Source organism: Streptomyces sp. NPDC058469 (assembly GCF_042721125.1).
Lineage (GTDB): Bacteria > Actinomycetota > Actinomycetes > Streptomycetales > Streptomycetaceae > Streptomyces.
On record NZ_JBHXME010000013.1, the window covers coordinates 69,033 to 90,492 of the forward strand.

Here is a 21,460-nt window from a genome sequence, read left to right on the forward strand (position 1 = left end):
AGGTTTTCCCGTAGAGAGGGTGGCCGTCATCGGGCAGGACGCGTCGGGTCGAGCAGGTGACCGGCCGCACGGGACATGGCGCGGCCGCGCTGCACGGCGCGGCGAGCGGCGCCCTGATCGGGTGGATTCTCAGCTGCTGAACCGGCCGGCCCCGGTCGTGTCGGGACTGCTCGCTCTGTACGGGCTGGTTTTCGGAGCACACTTCGGCGCTCTGCTCGGCCCGCCGGTGTACGCGGCCCAGCGTGGCCGCCGGGACTTCACCTCGGCGGGCTTCATTGAACCCGGCCGGTACGACGTCGTCACCGACGAGGCGGTGCGGCTGCTCGCGCAGCCGCCCAGCAGGACCGGCACCATCACCAGCAGCGGGGCTCGGCAGAGCAGCCGCCCACGGGACGGTCCTGCCCGTTAACTGAGCGAGTGCGGAAGACCGAGCGCGACTCCAAGTGCGAACAGGGGCCGCCCGTCGCGGAAGGAGTTCCTCATGGCCAAGGCAGTCGGCATCGACCTGGGCACCACGAACTCGGTGATCGCCGTCTGGGAGGGCGGCGAGCCGACGGTCGTACCCAACAGCGAGGGCAACCGCACGACGCCGTCCGTGGTGGCCTTCACCGACACCGGCGAGCGCTTGGTGGGCCAGCTGGCCCGCCGCCAGGCGATCCTCAACCCCAAGGGCACCATCTCCTCAGCCAAGCGGTTCATCGGCCGGCACTTCGACGAGATCTCCAAAGAGGCCGAGGCCGTCGCGTACGACGTGGTCGAGGGAGACGGCGGCGCCGCCCGCTTCAAGGTGCGCGACAAGCTCTACGCGCCAGAGGAGATCAGCGCGCAGGTGCTGCGCAAGCTCGCCGATGATGCCTCCAAGCAGTTGGGAGAGCGGGTCACGGAAGCGGTCATCACGGTGCCCGCCTACTTCAACGACGCCCAGCGCACCGCTACCAAGGACGCCGGACGGATCGCCGGCCTGGAAGTGCTGCGGATCATCAACGAGCCGACCGCGGCCGCCCTCGCCTACGGCATGGACAAGAAGCAGCACGAGACGGTGCTCGTCTTCGACCTGGGCGGTGGCACCTTCGACGTCAGCATCCTCGACGTCGGCGACGGCGTGGTGGAGGTACGGTCCACGGCGGGCGACAGCCATCTGGGCGGCGACGACTTCGACCGCCGGCTGGTCGACCAGCTCGCCGACGGCTTCCAGAAGGAGAACGGCATCGACCTGCGCCAGGACCCGCAGGCGCTGCAACGCCTGTTCGAGGCCGCCGAGAAGGCCAAGACCGAGCTCAGCTCGGTGACCCAGACGCAGGTCAGCCTGCCGTTCATCACGGCCGACGCCTCCGGGCCCAAGCATCTGACCACGACGATCATGCGGTCCACGTTCGAGCAGGTCACCGGCGACCTGGTGGAGCGCTGCCTGGGCCCGGTGCGGCAGGCCATGGACGACGCCAAGGTCAGTGACAACGACATCGACGAGGTCATCCTCGTCGGCGGCTCCACCCGCATCCCCGCCGTCCAGGCCCTGGTGCGGAGGCTGACCGGCGGCAAGGACCCCAACATGAGCGTCAACCCCGACGAGGTCGTGGCGATGGGCGCCGCGATCCAGGCCGGGGTCCTCAAGGGCGAGGTCAAGGATGTCCTGCTGCTCGATGTCACCCCGTTGTCGCTGGGCGTGGAGACGCGCGGCGGTGTGATGACGAAGATCATCGAGCGGAACACCACCATCCCCGTGCGCCGCACCGAGACCTTCTCCACCGCCGAGGACAACCAGCCCGCCGTCGACGTCGTCGTCCTGCAGGGCGAGCGGGAGCTGGCCGCCGACAACCGGGTCCTGGGTCGCTTCCAGCTCACCGACATCCGCCCCGCGCCGCGCGGCGAGCCGCAGGTCGAGGTCACCTTCGACGTCGACGCGAACGGCATCCTCAACGTCACCGCGCGGGACAAGGACACCGGCAAGGAGCAGGGCATCACCATCAGCGAGAGCTCCAACCTCGACGGCAGCGAGGTCGAGCGGATGGTCCAGGAGGCCGAACACAACCGTAGCCAGGACCAGGCCCTGCGCGAGGCTGTCGACGCCCGCAACGAACTGGACGCCATCGCCTACCAGGTCGAAAAGCGCCTAGGCGAGCTCGGCAACGCCGCGCCCGCACATGAGAAGGCCCGCGCCGAGATGCTGGTGGCCGAGGCCCGCGAGGCGGTCAAGAACGAGGCCGGGGTGGACAAGACCCGGCCGCTGGCATCCGAACTCCAGCAGGTCTTCGCGGGCCTCGCGGCCCACCAGGCGGAAGCCGCCGCGGGCGGTCCCGCGAGCACCGGCTCACCGGACGGATCCGGTCCCGGCGGGGCCGCGCCGAACGGCGCCGGGGGCGACGACGACGTGATCGACGCCGAGTTCGACAAGGGCTGAGGTGCCCGCCATGCCCATCCCACCCCGGGACCGAGAACCCGACCCTCCGCCGGAAGGCGCCGTACAACCGCCGCGCGGTGACCTTCCGCAGCCGGGACCGCCGGCCGAGGAGGCCGAGCCTGGGCCCGACGCCGCAACCGGCGCCGCCGCACCTGACGACGAATACGCGGCCGCGCTGCGAGAGGCCGAGGACCGCTGGCGGCGTGCCCTGGCCGACCTCGACAACCTGCGCAAACGCCACGCCAGGGAGCTGGAGCGGGTGGCGGCGGCCGAACGCGGCCGTACGGCTGCGGCCTTCCTGCCCGTCATCGACAACCTGGAACTTGCCCTGAGCCACGCGGCCGCCGACCCCGGTGCGATTGTCGAAGGCGTCCGGGCTGTGCGTGACCAGGCCGTGCATGTCCTGGAGCGGCTGGGCTACCCGCGCCACGCAGAGAAGGGGGTGTCGTTCGATCCGGCCCGGCACGAGGTGGTCGGGGTGGTCCAGGATCCCGAGGCCGATCCGAATACCGTGGTCCAGGTGCTGCGACCCGGTTACGGGGAGGCCGAGCGGCAGCTGCGGCCGGCCGCCGTAACTGTCGCCAAGCGGGAGTGACCGTCCATGGCACGCGACTTCTACGAGGTACTCGGCGTTCCGCGCACCGCCGACCGGGACGAGATCCAGCGGGCCTACCGCACCCTGGCCCGCAGGTACCACCCCGACGTCAACAAGGACCCCCAGGCGGAGGAGCGGTTCAAGGAGATCAACGAGGCCTTCAGCGTCCTGTCCGATCCGGATCAGCGAGCCCGGTACGACCGCTTCGGCGAGGACTTCCGGAAGATCCCGGAGGACTGGGAGGAGCGGGTCGCCGCCGGAGCCGGCGGTGGCTCCCGGTGGACCACCGGCGGCGGTCCCCGGGTGCGGTACTCCACGGCAGGCTTCGGGGGCGAGGGGGTCGACGTCGAGGATCTGTTCGGCTCGCTGTTCGGCGGCGCCGGGCGGATGCGCGTGCCCGGCGCCGACCAGGAGGCCGAACTGCCGCTCACCGTCGAGGAGGCCTATCGGGGCGGCCGCCGTACGGTCACCCTCGCCGGGCCGGACGGGCAGCGGCGTTACCAGGTGGACGTGCCGCCCGGCACCACCGACGGGCAGCGCATCCGGCTGGCCGGGGAGGGCGGGCGTGGGAGCGGCGACGATGCTCCCACCGGGGACCTGTACCTGAGGGTACGGATCCAGCCGCACCGCGAGTTCCGCCTCGACGGCCGGGACGTCCACGTGAAGCTTCCGGTCACACCGTGGGAGGCGGCGCTGGGCGCGACCGTGCCGGTGCGCACGCCGAGCGGTGCCACGGCGAAGGTGACCGTGCCCGCCGGGTCCTCCAGCGGACGGCGCCTGCGGCTGCGCGGCGAGGGCATGCCGGGCCCGCGCGGCGCGAACGGAGACCTGTACGCGGAGCTGCGGATCATGGTGCCGCCCCGGCTGAACGACCGGGAGCGCGAGCTGCTGGAGGAACTTGCCGCTGTCTCCTCGTTCGACCCCAGGAGGACCTGATGACCGACCGACCGGCCGAGGCCCGCCCGTCCCACGCACGCGCGACCGAGGTGGGCGTGCACTACGCGATCGTGCCCGTGCCCAGGCTCTCCCTGGAGACCGTGGCCCGCCGCTCAGGCCTCCATCCCGACCTGATCCGTCGGTTCGTCGCCCTCGGACTGGTGGACGCCGGCCGTGACGCCTCCGGACGGCTGGTGTTCGCCCCCACGGCCCCGGCCGCCCTCGCCCGCGTCCAGCGGCTGCGCACCGGGCTGTGCCTGAACTACGCATCCATCGGTCTGGTGCTCGACCTGCTCGACCGCATCAGCTTGCTCGAAGCCGCGCTGCGGCGTGCCGGCACGAGGAGTGATCTACCACCATGGACATGAACCGCCTGACCCAGAAGTCCCAGGAAGCCCTGCAGGAGGCCCAGAGCGCCGCCGGCCACCTGGGCCACACCGAGGTCGACGGCGAGCATCTGCTGCTCGCCCTCCTCGACCAGGAGGATGGCCTGATCCCGCGCCTGCTGCAGCAGGCGGGCACCGAGCCCAAGGAGTTGCGCGCGGCCGTACGCGAGGAGCTCTCCCGCCGGCCCAAGGTGACCGGCCCGGGCGCGGCGCCCGGCCAGGTCTTCGTCACCCAGCGCCTGGCCCGACTGCTGGACGCGGCCGAGCGGGAGGCCAAACGCCTCAAGGACGAGTACGTGTCGGTCGAACACCTACTGCTGGCCCTGGCCGAGGAGGGCTCGGCGACCGCCGCCGGGCTCCTGCTGAAGGAGCACGGCGTGACCCAGGAGTCCTTCCTCGGCGCGCTCACCCAGGTCCGCGGCAACCAGCGCGTGACCTCCGCCAACCCCGAGGTGGCCTACGAGGCCCTGGAGAAGTACGGCCGTGACCTGGTCGCCGAGGCCAGGGCCGGGCGGCTCGACCCCGTCATCGGCCGGGACGCCGAGATCCGCCGCATCACCCAGATCCTCAGCCGCAAGAGCAAGAACAACCCCGTCCTGATCGGCGACCCCGGCGTCGGCAAGACCGCCATCGCGGAAGGTCTGGCCCAGCGCATCGTGCGCGGTGACGTGCCTGAGGGCCTGCGCGACAAGACGGTGTTCGCCCTCGACATGGGCTCGCTCGTGGCGGGCGCCAAGTACCGCGGCGAGTTCGAGGAACGCCTCAAGGCCGTACTCAGCGAGGTCAAGGCCGCCCAGGGGCGGATCCTGCTCTTCGTCGACGAGTTGCACACCGTCGTCGGCGCGGGCGCCGCCGAGGGCGCCATGGACGCGGGCAACATGCTCAAGCCCATGCTGGCACGCGGCGAACTGCACATGATCGGCGCGACCACCCTGGACGAGTACCGCAAGCACATCGAGAAGGACGCCGCCCTCGAACGCCGCTTCCAGCAGGTACTGGTCGACGAACCCAGCGTGGAGGACACCATCTCCATCCTGCGCGGCCTGCGCGAACGCCTCGAGGTCTTCCACGGCGTCAAGATCCAGGACACCGCGCTGGTCTCCGCGGCCACCCTCAGCCACCGCTACATCACCGACCGTTTCCTGCCCGACAAGGCCATCGACCTCGTCGACGAGGCGTGCGCCCGGCTGCGTACCGAGATCGACTCCATGCCCGCCGAACTCGACGAGATCACCCGGCGCGTCACCCGCCTGGAGATCGAGGAAGCCGCCCTGTCCAAGGAGACCGACCCCGCCAGCAAAACCCGCCTGGAGGAGCTGCGCAGGGAACTGGCCGACCTGCGCGGCGAGGCCGACGCCAAACACGCCCAGTGGGAGGCCGAACGGCAGGCCATCCGCCGCGTGCAGGACCTGCGCCAGGAACTGGAGCAGGTCCGCCACGAGGCGGAGGAGGCCGAACGCGCCTACGACCTCAACCGCGCCGCCGAACTCCGCTACGGCCGCCTCCAGGACCTGGAGCGCCGACTCGCCGCGGAGGAGGAGCAACTGGCCGCCAAACAAGGGCAGAACCGGCTGCTGCGCGAGGTCGTCACCGAGGAGGAGATCGCCGAGATCGTCGCCGCGTGGACCGGCATCCCCGTCTCCCGCCTCCAGGAGGGCGAACGCGAGAAACTGCTGCGCCTCGACGAGATCCTGCGCGAGCGCGTCATCGGCCAGGACGAGGCCGTCAAGCTCGTCACCGACGCCATCATCCGCGCCCGCTCCGGCATCCGCGACCCGCGCCGCCCCATCGGCTCGTTCATCTTCCTCGGCCCCACCGGCGTCGGGAAGACCGAGCTGGCCAAGACCCTCGCCCGGACCCTGTTCGACTCCGAGGAGAACATGGTCCGCCTCGACATGAGTGAGTACCAGGAGCGGCACACCGTCAGCCGGCTCATGGGCGCACCGCCCGGATACATCGGCTACGAGGAAGGCGGCCAGCTCACCGAGGCCGTACGCCGCAAGCCGTACTCGGTTGTGCTGTTCGACGAGATCGAGAAGGCGCACACCGATGTCTTCAACACCCTGCTGCAGATCCTCGATGACGGCCGCATCACCGACGCTCAGGGCCGCACCGTCGACTTCCGCAACACCGTGATCATCATGACGTCCAACATCGGCTCCGAGCACCTCCTCGACGGCGCCACCGCCGAGGGTGAGATCAAGTCCGACGCCCGCGCCCTGGTGATGGGCGAGCTGCGCGGGCACTTCCGCCCGGAGTTCCTCAACCGCGTCGACGACATCGTGCTGTTCAAGCCGCTCGGTGAGCGGCAGATCGAGCGGATCGTGGAGCTGCAGTTCGACGAGCTGCGACAGCGGCTCGCCGAACGCCGCATCACCGTCGAACTCACCGACGCGGCCCGGGAGTTGATCGCCCACCAGGGCTACGACCCGGTGTACGGGGCCCGGCCGCTGCGACGTTACATCTCCCACGAGGTCGAGACACTGGTCGGACGCGCCCTGCTGAGCGGCGACGTCCAGGACGGCGCGACGGTGCGCGTCGACGCCGAGCACGGAGAGCTGGTGGTCACCTACGACCAGCCCGGGGACGTGAAGGGAGCGAGGGCGGCATGAGTACCGTGCAGGCCACCAACGTCACCTGCCCGCACTGCGGGCGCACCAACCGGGTACCCGTGGCCGCCGAGGGCCGCCCCAGGTGCGGCAACTGCAAGCAGCCTCTGCCGTGGATGGCCGACGCGGGTGACGACGACTTCACCGAGGTCGTCGAGCAGGCCACCGTGCCCGTCGTCGTGGACCTGTGGGCCACTTGGTGCGGCCCCTGCCGCATGGTGAGCCCCGCGCTGGAGAAGGTAGCCGCCGATCTCGCGGGAACGATCAAGCTGGTCAAGGTCGACATCGACAAGAACCCGCGTCTGGCGCGGCGGTTCGAGGTCCAGGCCGTACCGACGCTGCTGGTCCTCGACAAAGGACAGACCATCGCCCGGCAGGCGGGTGCCGCACCTGCCGCTGCCCTGCGGCGGTGGGTGGAGCAGTCGATCGCGGGCCGCGAACCGGCCGGGAAAGGATGATCGGCCATGACCGTACGGACCGACCCCCACCTCGCCCTTGTACGCCCCGTCACCCCGCGCGCCCCGGGATGCGAGGAATGCCTCGCCACGCACTCCCCCTGGGTCCACCTCAGACTCTGCCTGACCTGCGGCCACGTCGGCTGCTGCGATTCCTCTCCGAACCGGCACGCCCGCCGTCACGCCGCCGCCGACGGCCACCCGATCGTGGCCTCGCTGGAGCCCGGCGAGGACTGGCGGTGGTGCTTCGTCCACGAGGCGTTCGTGTGATGCCCGGCGACGAGACGCGGCCGGGCGCAGCGCCGGTGCCGGAAGCGGCGCAGGAGAGCGTCCCCTTCGAGACCCCCGACATCTACGGCGCCTATCCCCGCCTGCCGGACGACCAGATGGCCCGCCTGGCGCGGCACGGCCGGCGACGCGCGGTTGACGCCGGTGACGTGCTGATCCGGGAGGGGGAACGGTGCGAGACGTTCTACGTCGTCCTCAGTGGCTCGGTCGCCATCGTCGAGGGCTACGGCACACCCGACGAACGCCTGCTGCGGGTGCACGGCCCTGGCCGCTTCATCGGCGAACTCGGGCTCCTGAACGGACAGTTGGCCTTCTACACCGCCGTGATCAGGGACCCCGGCGAGATTCTCGCCCTGTCCATGGATCAGCTGCGTGACCTGGTGACCCGGGACTCCATCCTTGGTGATGTGGTGCTGCGCGCCTGCCTGGGCCGCCGTGCCCTGCTCGTCGGGCAGGGCGCCGGTTTCCGCATCATCGGCTCACGCTATTCGCCCGACACCCGGCGGCTGCGCGAGTTCGCCGCCCGCAACCGGCTGCCGCACCGCTGGATCGATCTGGAGACGGACGAGGAGGCCGAAGCGCTGCTGCGCCGCTTCGCTGTTGGTCCGGAACAGACGCCGCTGGTGATCTGGCGGGACACGACCCTGCTGCGCAACCCGAGCAACGCCGAACTGGCCCGGTTCATCGGCCTGCCGCCCCTGCCGTCGGACAACGGCCGCAGCGATCTCCTGATCGTCGGCTCCGGTCCGGCCGGTCTCGCCGCCGCGGTGAACGCCGCCTCGGAGGGCCTCGGCACGACCGTGGTCGAGGCGATGGCCACCGGCGGCCAGGCCGGGACGTCCTCCCGCATAGACAACTGCTTCGGCTTCCCTTCCGGCATCTCCGGCGCCGAACTCACCGAGCGCGCCGTGCTGCAGGCGGAGAAGTTCGGCGCCCGAATCAGCGTCCCGGCGGAGGCGGCCCGGCTCGAACGGCGGGACGGCCACTACGCCGTTGGGTTCGCCGACGGCAGCGAGATCACCGCCCGTACCGTCGTCCTGGCCACCGGCGCCCGCTACCGCCGCCTCCATGTGCCCGGCATCGAGCCGTTGGAGGGCGCGAGCGTCCACTACTCGGCGACCGTCTACGAGGCCCAGCAGTGCCGTACCGACCCGGTGGCGGTGGTCGGCGGCGGCAACTCCGCAGGCCAGGCCGTGCTCTTCCTGGCCGGGTACGCACCACAGGTGTATCTGCTCGTCCGTGGGCCGAGCATCGAGGCACACATGTCCCGCTACCTGATCGATCAGATCGAGCGCCACCCGCGGGTGCGCGTCCTGCTGCACACCGAGATAACGGAGGCACTCGGCGACAAGGCGCTCGATGCGGTCAACGTGGTCGACCACCGTACGGGCGAGCACCGCCACCTCGCGGTGCGGGCCCTGTTCGTCTTCACCGGCGCCGACCCTCACACCGATTGGCTGTCCGGCGCGCTCGCCCTCGACGCGCGCGGCTACGTGCTCACCGGCGCGGAGGCACAAGCCTGCTCCGTTCCCGAACTGTGGCAGAGCCAGGGCCGCGACTGCCTGACGTTGGAGACCAGCCTGCCTGGCGTCTTCGCCGCCGGCGACGTCCGCAGCGGCTCGGTGAAGCGCGTGGCCTCCGCGGTCGGCGAAGGCGCGATGAGCATCCACTTCGTGCACCGCTACCTGGGCCACACGGCCGCGCCCGGCGGCACCGACAGCTCCCCGCACACCCGTCCGAAGGAGTCCGCTTGGCTCGCATGACACCCAGCGGGCGATGAGATCACGAGCAGGAGAAGGAGGCGATGGGAATGACCACGCCCGTCCGGCGCCACCGCGGTGGCGCAATGCAGGACAGGCCCCTTGGCTGGGCACGCAATCCGCTGACGGAGTTCGACCAACTGCTCAGCGAGATGAGCGGACTGATCGAATCCACGGTGGGAGGCGCTGCGCCCGCAGTCGCGTGGACACCACTGGCGGATGTGACGGAGTCCGACGACGCCTTCCACGTCGAGATCGAACTCCCCGGCGTCAAGAGCAAGGACATCGACGTCGAAGCGAACGGCCAGGAGCTGGTGGTCACCGGAGAGATCAAGGAGAAGGAACGCAAAGGCGTCCTGCGCCGGAGCGCCCGCCGCACCGGAGCCTTCGAGTACCGGCTGCGGCTGCCTGGAGAGGTCGACACCGAAAAGATCAATGCGCAGATGTCGGACGGGGTGCTCGCCATCACCGTCCCCAAGGCCGAGGTCGCAAAGCCCCGGCACGTCGAGATCAGTGAGACGAGTGAAAGCACCGAGAGCAGCGGCTGAGACGCGAACGCCGCGGTTCCGGGCCCCCATCCGGCACCGCGGCCGGGCCGGAGGCTCGACACCCGGGGTGGCTCATGAATGACGTCCCCTATCACAACCCCTCACGGCGGCGGAGACTCGGCACGCGGCTCCCCACCGGCTTCCTTTCGGCGCCGCAGACGCCAGGCGCGCAGCAGCCGAAGCGGGAGCAGGCCCAGCGGTGCTCGCCGGCCCATGTCCGCCTGGTCCTCGCGGTCGAATGCCCGTGCGTAACGCTCGGCGTCCTGGGCCGTCGGATATCGCTTGCTTCCCTCCGCTCCGCACCCGCGCGCGCAGTGCCAGAGCATCGTGTCGCCCGCATGGAGAAAGCGAAAACGGTGTCCCAGAAGGTGGCAGCGCAGCACAGAAGACCACGCTATGCGGACCTGTCCATTCCGGCCCGTTCTGTCACTCTCTAGGCAACAGCCCATGGCCCTGAACCAGGAGGCATGGCATGACCACCACAGCCGAGCTAGGTGTCATCACGACCAAGGTCCCCGCCCGGCTCGACCGGCTGCCGTGGTCCCGATTCCATTGGCGGATCGTCATCGGTCTGGGAGCCGTCTGGATTCTGGACGGACTCGAAGTGACCATCGTCGGAGCCGTTGCCGCCCGTATGACCGAGCCGGGCAGCGGCATCAACCTCACCAGCGCCGACATAGGCACTGCCGCCGCCATCTACGTGGCAGGCGCATGTGCGGGCGCTCTCCTGTTCGGGAGACTCACCGACCGCTACGGGCGCAAGAAGCTGTTCATGCTCACGCTCGGCATCTACATCCTCGCCACCGTCGCGACCGCGTTCTCCCACGACGCCTGGTACCTCTACCTCGCCCGCTTCATCACCGGTATGGGCATCGGCGGAGAGTATGCCGCGATCAACTCGGCCATCGACGAGCTGATTCCTGCCCGCAACCGCGGGCAGGTGGATCTGGCCATCAACGGCAGCTACTGGGTCGGTGCGGCGCTCGGCAGCCTGGTCGCCGTACTGCTTCTCAACGAGAGTCTGCTGGCAGCCGACCTCGGCTGGCGGCTGGCCTTCGGCCTGGGCGGCATTCTGGGCCTGGGCATCATGCTGGTACGCCGTCACGTGCCGGAGAGCCCGCGCTGGCTCTTCATCCACGGGCATCAGGCCGAGGCTGAACGCATCGTCGACCGGATCGAGGCCGAGGTGCACCAAGAGACCGGCCGCGAGCTGCCGGAACCGGGCGACGCGGTCACCGTACGGCAGCGCGACGTCATCCCGTTCACGGAGATCGCCGGCGTGGCTCTGCGGCGGTACCCGCGTCGCGCCGTTCTCGGTCTTGCGCTCTTCATCGGACAGGCGTTCCTGTACAACGCCATCGTCTTCGACCTGGGCACGATCCTGAACGGCTTCTTCGACATCGGCTCCGGCTCGATCCCCTACTTCCTTGCCCTCTTCGCGATCGCCAACTTCCTCGGACCACTCCTTCTCGGCCGACTGTTCGACACCGTTGGCAGAAAGCCGATGATCGCGGGCACCTACTTCGGCTCGGCAGTCGTGGCAGCCGTCCTCGCCGTTCTGCTGATCAACGGCTCCCTGACGACATGGTCGTTCTTCCTGCTGGTCTCGCTGACCTTCTTCGTGGCGTCCGCGGGAGCCAGCTCGGCCTACCTGACGGTGAGCGAGGTCTTCCCCATGGAGACCCGAGCCCTGTCCATCTCGCTGTTCTTCGCGATCGGCACGGCCGTGGGCGGAATCACCGGCCCGCTGCTGTTCGGCCACCTGATTCACAGTGGCGATGCGGACCTGGTGGCCATCGGCTTCCTCGTCGGAGCGGCAGCCATGGCGCTGGGCGGGCTGGCCGAGGTCTTCTTCGGTGTCCGGGCCGAACAACAGTCCCTGGAGAACATCGCCCGGCCGCTCACCGCTGAGGAAGCCGAGGCAACCTGGCGCAACGAGCCCGCGCCACAGGACGCACGAGACCGCCTCCGCCCCGCGCATGTCCGGCAGGCCGCGCACGAGCGGGAACTGCGGATCGCCGACCGCACCGCCCGCCGCCGGGAGCGGGAGCGCGCCGGCGCCCGCCGCTACCGCCCGGGCACCGGACCGGGCAGCACCCTGTACTCGCCGGGGATGGCCGGCACCGCGGGCACGGCAAGCCGTACGTCCGCCATGGCCGAACAACGCCTCGACGACGAGATCGAACAGATCACCCACGCGCTCCAAGAAGCCGGCCCGACGAGCCGCGACCGACTCGAACAGGCCGTGGGCGGCCGTTCCTGGGGCCCCGGACGCTTCCGCCGTGCCCTGCGTGAATCCGTGCGGGAGTCCCGGGCCAAGAGCCTTGCGAACGGCAGCTATGCGCCGACGGACGGACCCGGCCGGCCCGACAGCGCACTGGGCGACTTCCATGACCAGCGGTGACCGGAGCGGGCAGAAGGAAGGCAGCTATGAAATACGACGGATTCCTCGCCCGTGTACGCGAGCGAGGCGAATACAACGACCAGGACGAAGCCGCGGACGTCACCAACGCCGTGCTGGAGGTACTGGCCCAACGGATCAGCCCGGGAGAGGTCAAGGACCTCGCATCCCAGCTGCCCGGCCCACTGGGACAAGTTCTGAACCAGGCCACGCCGCAGCGGGCGCGGAGCTTCGGAACCGAAGAGTTCTACCGCCGGGTCGCCGAGCGCACCCATGCCCGGCCGCGTACGGCGCAGTGGGACGCCAGCGCGGTCCTGACCACCGTTGCCGACGCTGTCACCGGCGGAGAACTGAATCAGATCATCAGCCAACTCCCCTCCAGTTACGCGGTCCTGTTCGGCAAGCCCGATCTCGCGGACTGAGCCCGTGAGGCGCCCAGAACGTTCAAAGGTTTCGGCCCTGACGGCGAACCGGCTTTCCCTGCCCCGCTTCGCAGGAGCTTCGTTTCCTCCCCCCGGCTGAAACCGGGGGTATCCACGGAGGAGAGCCCCGATGAGAGCGAGGCCAACATCGACGCCGCCCTGGTCCGCGCCGGCGAGGCAGCCCTGTCCCGCACCGAGGAACGCCTGGTCGAGATGACCAATGGCTGCATCCGCTGCACCCTGCGCGACGACCTGCTGGACGAGATCGACCGGCTGGCCCACGAGGACCGCTTCGACTACCTGCTCATCGAGTCGTCCGGCATCTCCGAACCCATGCCAGTGGCCGCCACCTTCGCCTTCACCCGGGCCAGCGTCCACCGCTGGTCGACCCACCCGTGAGCCAGCGGCCCACGCTCCAACTCGCCTTCTGACCTGGCAGTCTGCACTGCGGAAAGCCGTGGCCGACCCGGCGACCCCTTCGACGCACCCGGGCGTGGCCACCCTCGCACCACCGGCGCCGCAGCGTTCCACCGACCGCTCCGAGACCCCCATAAAGGCAGCGATATCCCGGGTCTTCTCCCCGGCCTGGAAGCGAGTCACGGCCTGAAGCCGGACCCGCTCCCTTGCGGCCCTCTCGGCGTCGGTCAAGCCATCACCCTGCGCGTGTCTCACCACTCCAGGACTACCGAAGCCACCGGGGCACGGTCCGGCGAACAGCCCGACATCACCCGAGCAAGTTCAGTAGCACAGCCACCGAGCTGGTCTTTTGGACCCGCACACACGCGATGCGCTACCTCGCCGCGCAGGAGCAGGCGATCCTTCAACGGGGTGTACAGGTCCGTCGGTTGTTTCTCGTTGACAAAGCCGATCAGGTCACCGAGGGCCTCAGACAACTCTGCCCGAGGGGCGATCCGGTCCAGGTGGAGGACCACAGCTTCTTCACCGGCGCGAAGGGTGATGCGGCGATCCCGTACGGCAACTACGACCTGACCGCCGGCGCCGGCTGGGTCAACGTCGGCGTCGACCACGACACATCCACCTTCGCGGTCACCTCCATCCGCCGCTGCACCGGCAGCGGGACACGGCCCGTCGGTTCCCGGGAGCGAGCGTCGTCCGCCCTGGGATCCCGCGGCGAGCACCTGCTCCCTGCCTCCCACCCGCCTCGGCCGTTCGGCCGCGGGTAGCGTCACTCGCTGCGCCAGGACTCCAGCCGCTGGGCGACTGCGCGCAGGTCGGCTTCCTGCGTACGGACCGACTGGGCGAGTTCGTACAGATCGTCGTCCTTGGCCTGGAGTGGCTGGCCGGAGACGTGCATGTATTGGCTGGCGCAGGCCCAGCCGATGACGAGGTTGTAGTCGGTGAAGGGTCGCAGCAGCAGTGCGGTGTGCAGGAAGGTCGCGGCCCGGGAGGCGGCCTGCTCGTAGTACAGGACGCCTCGCTCCCGCTCGAACGTGTGCCGGTCGGCCATGAACCCCAGTGCGCCCCAGTCCGCGATCGGCACATTGAGCGGGGAGATCGCCGACTGGATCTGCAGGACCCAGCCGACATCGACACGGATGATCGGGCTCACCGCTGTCCCTCGGGGAACCGGGCCACGACGCCGGGCAGCACCCGGCCAGCCTCCTCGACCGCCCCCTCAACGAAGGCGAGCCGGTCGGCTTCCTGAACCGTCACATCGTGCACGTGCTGCTTCAGACTCCGGCCCGTCAGAGCCGCCCGATCGCGCAGCCGCGCCATCTCGTCTTCGGTGAATTCCACATTGAGTGCAGGCATGAATCCAAGGTACCGCGCTCGGTACCAAATACGGTACCCGACTTCGCGAACCTGACCCGCTGATCTTGGTTCGTTCCCGGGACAGCAGGGCGGCCGTTCTTCACGCTTCGAGGTGTCGAGCAACGTCGCGTGAAGGAACGGCCGCTGGTGAAGAGTCTCGCCGCTGAACGGTCCGCTGACGCCGCGTTGGGTGTCCTGTCCCACTTTCGTGTCCAGTTCTACGACTGCCTCTACACCCGGGCGTATGGGCTCTCCGAGCTCACCGACGCGGTGCTGTGCTCGAACGGCCCAGTGACGTGCCGCGGTGAGCCCGGCGAGACCGGCGCCGATCACCACGGGGCACGCCCGTCGCTGGTCGAGTTGACGCTCGCGACGGAGCACCGGCGTGGGTACGGAGCGGTATACGACACGGTCGACCACGGCCGGCCCGGGAACCGGGGTGTTCACCGCCGCGATCCTCGCCGGGCTCGCGCCCGACGCGAGACTCGTCGCGGTCGAGCTCAACCCGGTACTCGCGGCACGACTGTCGGCCACCCGGCGTGACACGCGACTGACCGTGGTACACGGTTCGGCCGCCGAGCTGGCCGCCGCGGCGGGTGAACCGGTCGACGCGGTGGTCTCCGGGCTGCTGTAGACGGTCATGCGGCGTAAACAGCGCGGGCAGATCCTGGACGCCGTGACCGAAGTCCTCGCGCCTGGCGGCCGGTTCACCACCTCCGCGTATCTGCACGCTGCCTGGACTCCGCCCGCCCGTCACTTCACCGCCGAACTGGCCTGCCGTTTCGACCGGTTGGAACGCTCGGCCGTGCTGTGGGGAAACCTCCCGCCCGCTTTCGTACACCGGGCCACCCAGAACCCATGAGCCTGCTCACCGGGGAAAACCCACCCACCGCCATCATGACCGGCGCCGACGTGGCCGCCCTGGGCGTGTGGCGAGCCGCCCATGAACTGGGTCTGCGCATCCCCGAGGACTTGTCCCTGGCCGGCGACAACAACACCACCTCACCGATCTCGCCACCGTCCAGATCACCAGCATCGACCCCGCAGGCCGCGACATGGGATCCACCGCATCGCGCCTGCTGATCGAGCGCGTCGAGGGCCGCCGCGAGCACGCCGTACAGACCAGCATGCCCCCCCGCCTGGTCGTGCGCCGCAGTACCGCCGCGCCCCGGGCCTGACCGTGCACCCACGGCAGTTGGCGCCTGGCCGGTACCTGTCTGTGGTGCCTCGCCCTCCTCCAGGTGCAGCTCTCGCTGAGGGAAGGCCGCCAGTCAGACGCGGCCGCGTTCGGCGGCACCGAGGGAGACATCGAAACGGTCGCGCCAGGTGCCGACGCCGACGCCTCCGGACGGGCCGGAGTCCAGCTTGCCCGGATGCAGGACCTTCGTCATGGCTCACGGTGGTGCGCCTGAGATCCACCAGAATCTGGTCGAACAGGACATGCGTCCGAGCCGCCCTTCTGTCATCCTATGTATTTCTCCAACTTCCTTCTCTGCATGCACCGTTGACAGCGTCGCGACTCCCCTCAATCATCAGACATCCGATGAATTGGAGCCGCTCATGGGTACGTATCCGAGACGTCAGGTCCTGGGCACCGCGGCCGGAGTCGCCGCAGCAGCAGCCCTCCCCCTCACCTCAGCCACCGCCGCACATGCCGCCGAACCACTCACCGAGCACGCCGGGCCGTGGGCTCCCGTCCCCGACCCCGTCCCTGTCCCGCTCGACTCCCTCTACGACAACGACGGTGTCGACACCGCCTCCGCACGCGGCGGCGACTTCGACGGCTCTGGCTACACCTTCCCGGGCGAGGAACTTCCCACGGGCCGTGTCGAAGTCGACGGCACCCCGTTCGTCTTCCCGAGCTCGAATACCGGCGCGAAGAACAACGTCGTCGCACTCGGCCAGCGCGTCGAACTGCCCAAAGGCCGCTACCTCTCGGCCGTCTTCCTCACCGCGGGCAGCTACGGCAACGCCTCAGGCAAGGCCACGGTCCACTACACGGACGGCTCGACCACGACCGCCGGCCTCGGCGGATCCGACTGGTACGCCGCGGGCGGATCCCTGTCGGTGCCCTACCGCTACGGCCCGGACGGCACCAAGGACGAACACCGTGTCGGGATCGGCACGTCCGAGCTGTGGCTCGACCCACAGCGCGACGCCGCAGCGATCACGCTCCCGGTGACCAACCCGGCGCAGGCGAACAAGACGTCGCTCCACGTGTTCGCACTGTCCCTGCAACCTGCCGCGCAGGGACGCGCGCTGGCCCTGCGCGGGGCCCACTCCACGAACTCGCTCCTGGAGTCGTCCGGCGCCCAGAGCGTCGAAGCCACCGTCGTCAACGCGGGGACGGTCGCCGTCCTGGCCGCGGACAGCGTGTCAGTGCGCGTCGAGGTTCCGGGGGCGCGCACCGTCGAGGCCGCTCGTGTCCGCCGCCTGGACCCCGGCGAGCAGGCCCGCATCCGCGTCGGCATCCGCAACCGTGCGGGCACCGCCCCGGGCACGCCCCGGGACGGCTCGGTGACCGTCACCGGGCGTGGAGCCCAAGTCGCCTCGCGCAAAAGCCGGTTGACCCTCGGCGTCGCCGACTACCAGCCCACCGGGACCTCCCTCGCCGGCCATCAGGCGCCGTACTGGTTCCAGGGCGCCAAGTTCGGCATCTTCATCCACTGGGGCGTCTACTCGGTGCCCGCCTGGGCGCCGGTCGGCAAGCAGTACGCCGAGTGGTACTGGGATCAGATGCAGGACCCGAACAACCCGACGTACGCCTACCACCGGGACACCTACGGCGAGGACTTCGCGTACGACGACTTCATCCCGCGCTTCACCGCCGAGAAGTTCGATCCGCGCGCCTGGGTCGAACTGTTCCGGGACGCGGGCGCCCAGTACCACGTACTCACCTCGAAGCACCACGAAGGCTTCGCCCTGTGGGACACCAAGGTCTCCGACCGCAACGCAGTGAAGATGGGCCCGAAGAGGGACCTGGTCAAAGAACTCTTCGACGCCTCACGCCGCTACACGCCCGAACTCCACCGCGGGCTCTACTTCTCCATGCCCGAGTGGTTCAACCCCGACAACCCGTGGATGGGCCACGCCCCGCGCAATCCGTACACCCTTCAGCCGGTGCCGTACACCGGATACACCGCGGGCAAGGACTATGTGACGGAATATCAGGCCCCGCAGATGCTGGAACTGATCCACGGCTACGACCCCGAGCTCATCTGGTGCGACATCGGCGGCGCCAACGACAGTCTCCAGGTGCTGGCGGAGTACTTCAACCACGCCAAGAACCGCCGCCGTCCGATCGACGTGACCGTCAACGACCGTTCGGGGATCGCCTTCCACGACTTCACCACGCCCGAGTACACGACGTACGAGAACACGGTCGTCGCCAAGTGGGAGTCCAGCCGCGGCCTCGACCCGTTCAGCTACGGCTACAACCGGGCGACCCCAGACGACGGCTACATGACGGCCGAGGAGGTCGTGCGCAACCTCGTCGACATCGTGTCGAAGAACGGCAACTTCCTTCTCGACATCGGCCCTCGGGCCGACGGCTCGATCCCCGAGATCATGCAGTCCCGGCTGCGTGAGACGGGCCGCTGGCTGCGCACCAACGGAGAGGCGATCTACGACACCACGTACTGGTCCCGGATGGCCGAACTGGGCGAGGACCTACGGTTCACCGTCCGCCCGGACGAGGCCTTCTACATCCACTCCCTGGCCAAGCCGAGCGCCAAACTCACCGTCGAAGCGCCGATCCCCATCCGCAGCGGCGACAAGGTGACGATGCTCGGTCACGGCCGCCCTCTGACATGGACCTTCAGCAACGGGGCGCTGGTGATCGACGTCCCCGAAGCCGCACGCAAGGCGGGGCAGCACGCGTGGGTGTTCAAAGTGCACTGGCGTGCCTGAGACTCGACGGACAGCCTGAGCACGACAGGTGGTCGCGCCGGCATGAAGCGGAAGCGGTCACCACCGCCTGGCGTGCTCAGTGACAGTAGGCGGCGGATTTGGACGTGCCGACGATCCGAACCGGTCGTCGTGGTAGCCCATCGGGTCGGTTGGTTCCGCGCCGGGCGCGGGACCAACCGACCTTCACGTGGCCGCCGACCGGATGTCGGCTGGAAGGTGCGTCCTACTCCGCATCTGCGGTCTTCACGGCGGCCGACTCCACCGGGGCGGTGACATCCGCCGGCCGTCCGCGAAGGATGAAGCTCGCGAAGGCGAAGGGTGCCGACGCCCAGGGCCAGGACGGCACGCAGGCCGTTCTCCGCCGGGATGTGCATCCCGTGGAAGTCGGTGGTCATGTGGGCCAGGATCAGGCCGACGACGACACTGGAGCCGGTCGTGCCGATGGAGTGCATGAGGGTGTTGAGGCCGTTGGCGGCGGTCTCGGACACCGGCACGGCTTCCATGATCAGCGCGGGTAGCGCGCCACAGGCGAAGCCGCCACCCCGGTCGCTGACGAAGCCAGGATCCGGGTTGGCTGCCGAGAGGTTCATGACCAGACGACCTGGACGGCGCCGTGATCACCGCCGATGCACTGCACATCCAGCGTGACCACGCCGCCTACCTGCGTCGACGCGGCGCCCACGACGTGGCGATCGTGAAGAAGAACCACGCCAAGCTCTACGACCGCGTCCGCCAACTGCCCTGGCGGAACATGCCGTTGGAGCACGACGACCGCACCCGCGCCCACCACCGCATCGAGATCAGCCGGCTGAAGGCCCTGGCGTTCGACCACCTCGACTGCCGCGACGCTGCCACGGCCATCCAGATCGTCCACTGGAGAAGGGACCGCGGCACCGGCGAGCTGACGATCGAGCGGGTCTACCTGATCACCCACCTCATGCCCGGCCAGGCGACCGGCGCACAACTCGCCTCCTGGATCAGGGGCCACTGGGGCATCGAGAACCCCCTGCACCAAGTCCGTTACCGCACGTTCCGCGAGGACGACTCCAAGATCCGCACGGAGAAACTGCCCCGCACCATGGCGTCCTTGCGGAGGCTCTCCGTCAGCGTTCCCCGTCAGAACGGCGAAACCAGCATCGCCGCCGCCCTGCGCCAAACCGCCCGCGACTACCGCCGACCGCTGTCAGCCCTCGCGTAGTTCTTGCGGGCCTTCGCGGCCAACCAGCAGGGGCACGGTCTGACACCAGAACTCGACTGCTTCCGGCGAGGTAAGTGCTCACCTGCTGGCGGCTACGGCACCGCGTCTCTCCGACCCGGCAAGTGCCATTAGGCGGGTGCCTCGTTGATCGAGGATGTCACCTCCTCGGTCTCGAACTGCGTCACAGGCTGGAGTGCGGTGGGCGGGGGTACAAGCATCAGCCGTAGTCCGAGGGTGGCGCAGAGGGGGCCCAGGGCGCACATGGCGGCGGCGCTGACGAAGGCGGCGTCGAGGTGGCCGGCGTCGTAGCCGAAGCCGCCGAAGTAGGTGGCGAAGAGGGAGGCGAAGCCGAAGAACATGCCTGGGATGAGAGCGAACGGTTTGAGCCGGCCGGTTGCCAGCAGGGTGCCGTTGACGACGAAGATCACCACGGCCAGGGCGAGGGTCTGGGCGAACGCGCCGGTGCCGAACATGGTGCCCGTTTCCCGGTTGAGGAGCACGGCCACCACACCGAATCCCGCACCGGTGGTGGTGGCGGTGACCATGGCAATCGCGTTGGAACGGCTCGGACCCCCTTGGAGGAAGGTTCCTGCCCAGGTGATGAAGATGGCCCAGGTCGGCATCTTGAGTGGGCTCATCAGCAGGAAGACGGTGGAGAAGGCGACGATCGAGGCGCTGACCTCGTGCGGGAGTCTGATGCGTCCGATGTGCATGGTTACGCCAATCCGCCCGGCTTGGCCAGCAGTTCTTTCAGACCCGTGTCGATGAACTCGGTGTCCTTGGGGTTGCTGCCGTGTCCGGCGAAGTGGCCCCAGATGCCGGGGATCACGCGGAGTTCGGCGCCGGGGATGTGGCTGACGGCCCAGGCCTCGTCCTCCGGCGGGAAGTAGAGGTCCTTCTCGGCGGGCATGTCGAGTGTGGTGGCGCGGATCGAGCCGAGCGCCGCCTCGGTGTCGCCGCCGAAGCCCGGAGTGAGCCCGACGTCGCCGTTCTGCCAGGTCCAGAGCATGGTGAGGAGGTTGTTGGGGTCGCGGCCGTCGAGGAAGAAGCCCTCCCAGAAGCCGACGAGGAAGTCCTCCAGGGAGGTGTAGCCGAGTTTTTCGTACTCCTTCTCCCAGTAGAACGCCTGCGAGAAGCCCCATCCCGCGTACACACGGGCGAGCGCGCGCAGTCCGGTGGTCGGCCATTTCTCGTCGTACCAGCCGCCGTTGTAGACGGCGTCGGCGGTCAGTGCGGCTTTGACGCCCTCCAGGAAGACCTTGTTGTGGAGGCTGGTGCGCGGGGAGCCGCAGAAGGGGGCGATCCGCTCGACCATCTCCGGGTGGCTGACGGCCCACTGGTAGGTCTGGCCGGCGCCCATCGACCAGCCGGTCACCAGCGCGATCTTCTCGATGCCGAACTCCTCGGTGACCAGCCGGTGTTGGGCTTCGATCTGGTCGTACACCGTGATGTGCGGGAAGCGGGCACGGTCGTAGGGCGGCGGGGTGTTGCTCGGTGAGGTGGACAGGCCGTTGCCGAGCATGTTCGGGACGATGATGAAGTACTGCTCCGGGTCCAGGGCCATGCCGGAACCGATGAGCCACTCGTTGTCCCAGTGCCGGCCGGAGTACCAGGTGGGGTAGACGATCACGTTGGACTTGTCGGCGTTCAGCTCGCCGTACGTGGTGTAGGCGAGCGTGGCACCGCGCAGGGTGGCGCCGTGCTGGGTGGTGAAGTCACCCAGCTGGAAGGTGAGATGTTCGCTCATGGAACTGCCTTTCGGAGAACTGTCGTTCAGGGAAA

Annotated in this window: 20 protein-coding genes and 5 pseudogenes; 20 read left to right on the forward strand and 5 right to left on the reverse strand. The window is 69.2% G+C overall.

Annotation, left to right across the window (positions count from 1 at the left end):
* Positions 1-121 precede the first annotated feature (121 nt).
* From ACFWP5_RS09920 to ACFWP5_RS09980, 13 genes and pseudogenes are all read left to right on the forward strand, one after another.
* The gene (locus ACFWP5_RS09920; RefSeq protein ID WP_384153055.1) at positions 122-409 is read left to right on the forward strand and encodes a hypothetical protein; all 288 of its coding nucleotides are present in this window, start codon (positions 122-124) and stop codon (positions 407-409) included.
* Between the two features lie 72 nt (positions 410-481).
* Positions 482-2,398, forward strand: coding sequence for a molecular chaperone DnaK (gene dnaK, locus ACFWP5_RS09925; protein ID WP_384153058.1), 1,917 nt, complete (start codon positions 482-484; stop codon positions 2,396-2,398).
* Between the two features lie 10 nt (positions 2,399-2,408).
* Positions 2,409-2,993 (forward strand): nucleotide exchange factor GrpE, encoded by a 585-nt coding sequence (locus ACFWP5_RS09930; RefSeq protein WP_384153061.1) that lies wholly within the window; start codon positions 2,409-2,411, stop codon positions 2,991-2,993.
* A gap of 6 nt (positions 2,994-2,999) precedes the next feature.
* Positions 3,000-3,929, forward strand: coding sequence for a DnaJ C-terminal domain-containing protein (locus tag ACFWP5_RS09935; RefSeq protein WP_384153064.1), 930 nt, complete (start codon positions 3,000-3,002; stop codon positions 3,927-3,929).
* Positions 3,929-4,297: a chaperone modulator CbpM gene (locus ACFWP5_RS09940; protein WP_384153067.1), complete on the forward strand. Its 369-nt coding sequence runs from the start codon at positions 3,929-3,931 to the stop codon at positions 4,295-4,297. The genes ACFWP5_RS09935 and ACFWP5_RS09940 overlap by 1 nt, the downstream gene beginning before the upstream one ends.
* Complete coding sequence (gene clpB / locus ACFWP5_RS09945; RefSeq protein WP_384153070.1) at positions 4,288-6,927, forward strand: ATP-dependent chaperone ClpB; 2,640 nt, start codon at positions 4,288-4,290, stop codon at positions 6,925-6,927. Before ACFWP5_RS09940 ends, clpB begins: the two co-directional genes overlap by 10 nt.
* A complete protein-coding gene (trxA, locus tag ACFWP5_RS09950; protein ID WP_384153073.1) occupies positions 6,924-7,382 on the forward strand; it encodes a thioredoxin in 459 nt (152 codons plus the stop codon). The genes clpB and trxA overlap by 4 nt, the downstream gene beginning before the upstream one ends.
* A gap of 6 nt (positions 7,383-7,388) precedes the next feature.
* Positions 7,389-7,649 (forward strand): UBP-type zinc finger domain-containing protein, encoded by a 261-nt coding sequence (locus ACFWP5_RS09955; RefSeq protein ID WP_263233558.1) that lies wholly within the window; start codon positions 7,389-7,391, stop codon positions 7,647-7,649.
* Entirely contained in the window at positions 7,649-9,430 is a 1,782-nt protein-coding gene (locus ACFWP5_RS09960; RefSeq protein WP_384153076.1) for an FAD-dependent oxidoreductase, read from the forward strand. The genes ACFWP5_RS09955 and ACFWP5_RS09960 overlap by 1 nt, the downstream gene beginning before the upstream one ends.
* 47 nt (positions 9,431-9,477) lie before the next feature.
* A complete protein-coding gene (locus ACFWP5_RS09965; protein WP_384153079.1) occupies positions 9,478-9,975 on the forward strand; it encodes an Hsp20/alpha crystallin family protein in 498 nt (165 codons plus the stop codon).
* Positions 9,976-10,447: 472 nt separating this feature from the next.
* Entirely contained in the window at positions 10,448-12,379 is a 1,932-nt protein-coding gene (locus ACFWP5_RS09970) for an MFS transporter (RefSeq protein WP_384153082.1), read from the forward strand.
* Between the two features lie 26 nt (positions 12,380-12,405).
* Positions 12,406-12,798: a DUF2267 domain-containing protein gene (locus ACFWP5_RS09975; RefSeq protein WP_384153085.1), complete on the forward strand. Its 393-nt coding sequence runs from the start codon at positions 12,406-12,408 to the stop codon at positions 12,796-12,798.
* A gap of 96 nt (positions 12,799-12,894) precedes the next feature.
* A pseudogene (locus tag ACFWP5_RS09980) lies at positions 12,895-13,164 on the forward strand (GTP-binding protein); the annotation flags it as partial.
* Positions 13,165-13,368: 204 nt separating this feature from the next.
* On the opposite strand, the pseudogene ACFWP5_RS09985 reads toward ACFWP5_RS09980, so the two are convergent.
* A pseudogene (locus tag ACFWP5_RS09985) lies at positions 13,369-13,473 on the reverse strand (transposase); the annotation flags it as partial.
* 110 nt (positions 13,474-13,583) lie between these two features.
* Between ACFWP5_RS09985 and ACFWP5_RS09990 the strand changes: the two are divergent.
* Positions 13,584-13,859, forward strand: a pseudogene (locus ACFWP5_RS09990) (ISAzo13 family transposase); the annotation flags it as partial.
* A 125-nt stretch (positions 13,860-13,984) separates the two neighbouring features.
* On the opposite strand, the gene ACFWP5_RS09995 reads toward ACFWP5_RS09990, so the two are convergent.
* Both ACFWP5_RS09995 and ACFWP5_RS10000 read right to left on the reverse strand, forming a co-directional pair.
* Positions 13,985-14,368, reverse strand: coding sequence for a hypothetical protein (locus ACFWP5_RS09995; protein ID WP_384153088.1), 384 nt, complete (start codon positions 14,366-14,368; stop codon positions 13,985-13,987).
* A complete protein-coding gene (locus ACFWP5_RS10000) occupies positions 14,365-14,571 on the reverse strand; it encodes a hypothetical protein (RefSeq protein WP_384153092.1) in 207 nt (68 codons plus the stop codon). Before ACFWP5_RS10000 ends, ACFWP5_RS09995 begins: the two co-directional genes overlap by 4 nt.
* 186 nt (positions 14,572-14,757) lie before the next feature.
* On the opposite strand from ACFWP5_RS10000, the pseudogene ACFWP5_RS10005 reads away from it, so the two are divergent.
* The 6 genes and pseudogenes from ACFWP5_RS10005 to ACFWP5_RS10030 form a co-directional block, all read left to right on the forward strand.
* Positions 14,758-14,997 (forward strand): annotated as a pseudogene (locus ACFWP5_RS10005) (hypothetical protein); the annotation flags it as partial.
* A 13-nt stretch (positions 14,998-15,010) separates the two neighbouring features.
* A complete protein-coding gene (locus ACFWP5_RS10010; RefSeq protein WP_384153094.1) occupies positions 15,011-15,205 on the forward strand; it encodes a hypothetical protein in 195 nt (64 codons plus the stop codon).
* A 6-nt stretch (positions 15,206-15,211) separates the two neighbouring features.
* A complete protein-coding gene (locus tag ACFWP5_RS10015; protein WP_384153097.1) occupies positions 15,212-15,433 on the forward strand; it encodes a hypothetical protein in 222 nt (73 codons plus the stop codon).
* A gap of 35 nt (positions 15,434-15,468) precedes the next feature.
* Positions 15,469-15,749 (forward strand): annotated as a pseudogene (locus ACFWP5_RS10020) (substrate-binding domain-containing protein).
* 382 nt (positions 15,750-16,131) lie between these two features.
* Complete coding sequence (locus tag ACFWP5_RS10025; protein ID WP_384153100.1) at positions 16,132-18,480, forward strand: alpha-L-fucosidase; 2,349 nt, start codon at positions 16,132-16,134, stop codon at positions 18,478-18,480.
* Positions 18,481-19,093: 613 nt separating this feature from the next.
* Positions 19,094-19,678, forward strand: a complete 585-nt coding sequence (locus ACFWP5_RS10030; RefSeq protein ID WP_384153103.1) for an ISAs1 family transposase — start codon at positions 19,094-19,096, stop codon at positions 19,676-19,678.
* A 128-nt stretch (positions 19,679-19,806) separates the two neighbouring features.
* Here the strand turns inward: ACFWP5_RS10030 and ACFWP5_RS10035 are convergent, their stop codons facing one another.
* Together ACFWP5_RS10035 and ACFWP5_RS10040 are read right to left on the reverse strand one after the other, a co-directional pair.
* Positions 19,807-20,391, reverse strand: a complete 585-nt coding sequence (locus tag ACFWP5_RS10035; RefSeq protein WP_384153106.1) for a DUF1097 domain-containing protein — start codon at positions 20,389-20,391, stop codon at positions 19,807-19,809.
* 2 nt (positions 20,392-20,393) lie between these two features.
* A complete protein-coding gene (locus ACFWP5_RS10040; RefSeq protein WP_384153109.1) occupies positions 20,394-21,425 on the reverse strand; it encodes an alpha/beta fold hydrolase in 1,032 nt (343 codons plus the stop codon).
* Between the last annotated feature and the right edge of the window lie 35 nt (positions 21,426-21,460).

What these genes read in the sequence shown, in the direction of transcription:
- ACFWP5_RS09960 (WP_384153076.1), top strand. Translation starts at nt 7,649, where the DNA reads ATGCCCGGCGACGAGACGCGGCCGGGCGCAGCGCCGGTGCCGGAAGCG.
- clpB (WP_384153070.1), top strand. Translation starts at nt 4,288, where the DNA reads ATGGACATGAACCGCCTGACCCAGAAGTCCCAGGAAGCCCTGCAGGAG.
- ACFWP5_RS09940 (WP_384153067.1), top strand. Translation starts at nt 3,929, where the DNA reads ATGACCGACCGACCGGCCGAGGCCCGCCCGTCCCACGCACGCGCGACC.
- trxA (WP_384153073.1), top strand. Translation starts at nt 6,924, where the DNA reads ATGAGTACCGTGCAGGCCACCAACGTCACCTGCCCGCACTGCGGGCGC.
- ACFWP5_RS09955 (WP_263233558.1), top strand. Translation starts at nt 7,389, where the DNA reads ATGACCGTACGGACCGACCCCCACCTCGCCCTTGTACGCCCCGTCACC.
- ACFWP5_RS09970 (WP_384153082.1), top strand. Translation starts at nt 10,448, where the DNA reads ATGACCACCACAGCCGAGCTAGGTGTCATCACGACCAAGGTCCCCGCC.
- ACFWP5_RS09965 (WP_384153079.1), top strand. Translation starts at nt 9,478, where the DNA reads ATGACCACGCCCGTCCGGCGCCACCGCGGTGGCGCAATGCAGGACAGG.
- ACFWP5_RS10025 (WP_384153100.1), top strand. Translation starts at nt 16,132, where the DNA reads ATGGGTACGTATCCGAGACGTCAGGTCCTGGGCACCGCGGCCGGAGTC.
- ACFWP5_RS10000 (WP_384153092.1), bottom strand. Translation starts at nt 14,571, where the DNA reads ATGCCTGCACTCAATGTGGAATTCACCGAAGACGAGATGGCGCGGCTG.
- ACFWP5_RS09975 (WP_384153085.1), top strand. Translation starts at nt 12,406, where the DNA reads ATGAAATACGACGGATTCCTCGCCCGTGTACGCGAGCGAGGCGAATAC.
- dnaK (WP_384153058.1), top strand. Translation starts at nt 482, where the DNA reads ATGGCCAAGGCAGTCGGCATCGACCTGGGCACCACGAACTCGGTGATC.
- ACFWP5_RS10015 (WP_384153097.1), top strand. Translation starts at nt 15,212, where the DNA reads ATGCGGCGTAAACAGCGCGGGCAGATCCTGGACGCCGTGACCGAAGTC.
- ACFWP5_RS09930 (WP_384153061.1), top strand. Translation starts at nt 2,409, where the DNA reads ATGCCCATCCCACCCCGGGACCGAGAACCCGACCCTCCGCCGGAAGGC.
- ACFWP5_RS09935 (WP_384153064.1), top strand. Translation starts at nt 3,000, where the DNA reads ATGGCACGCGACTTCTACGAGGTACTCGGCGTTCCGCGCACCGCCGAC.
- ACFWP5_RS10035 (WP_384153106.1), bottom strand. Translation starts at nt 20,391, where the DNA reads ATGCACATCGGACGCATCAGACTCCCGCACGAGGTCAGCGCCTCGATC.
- ACFWP5_RS10040 (WP_384153109.1), bottom strand. Translation starts at nt 21,425, where the DNA reads ATGAGCGAACATCTCACCTTCCAGCTGGGTGACTTCACCACCCAGCAC.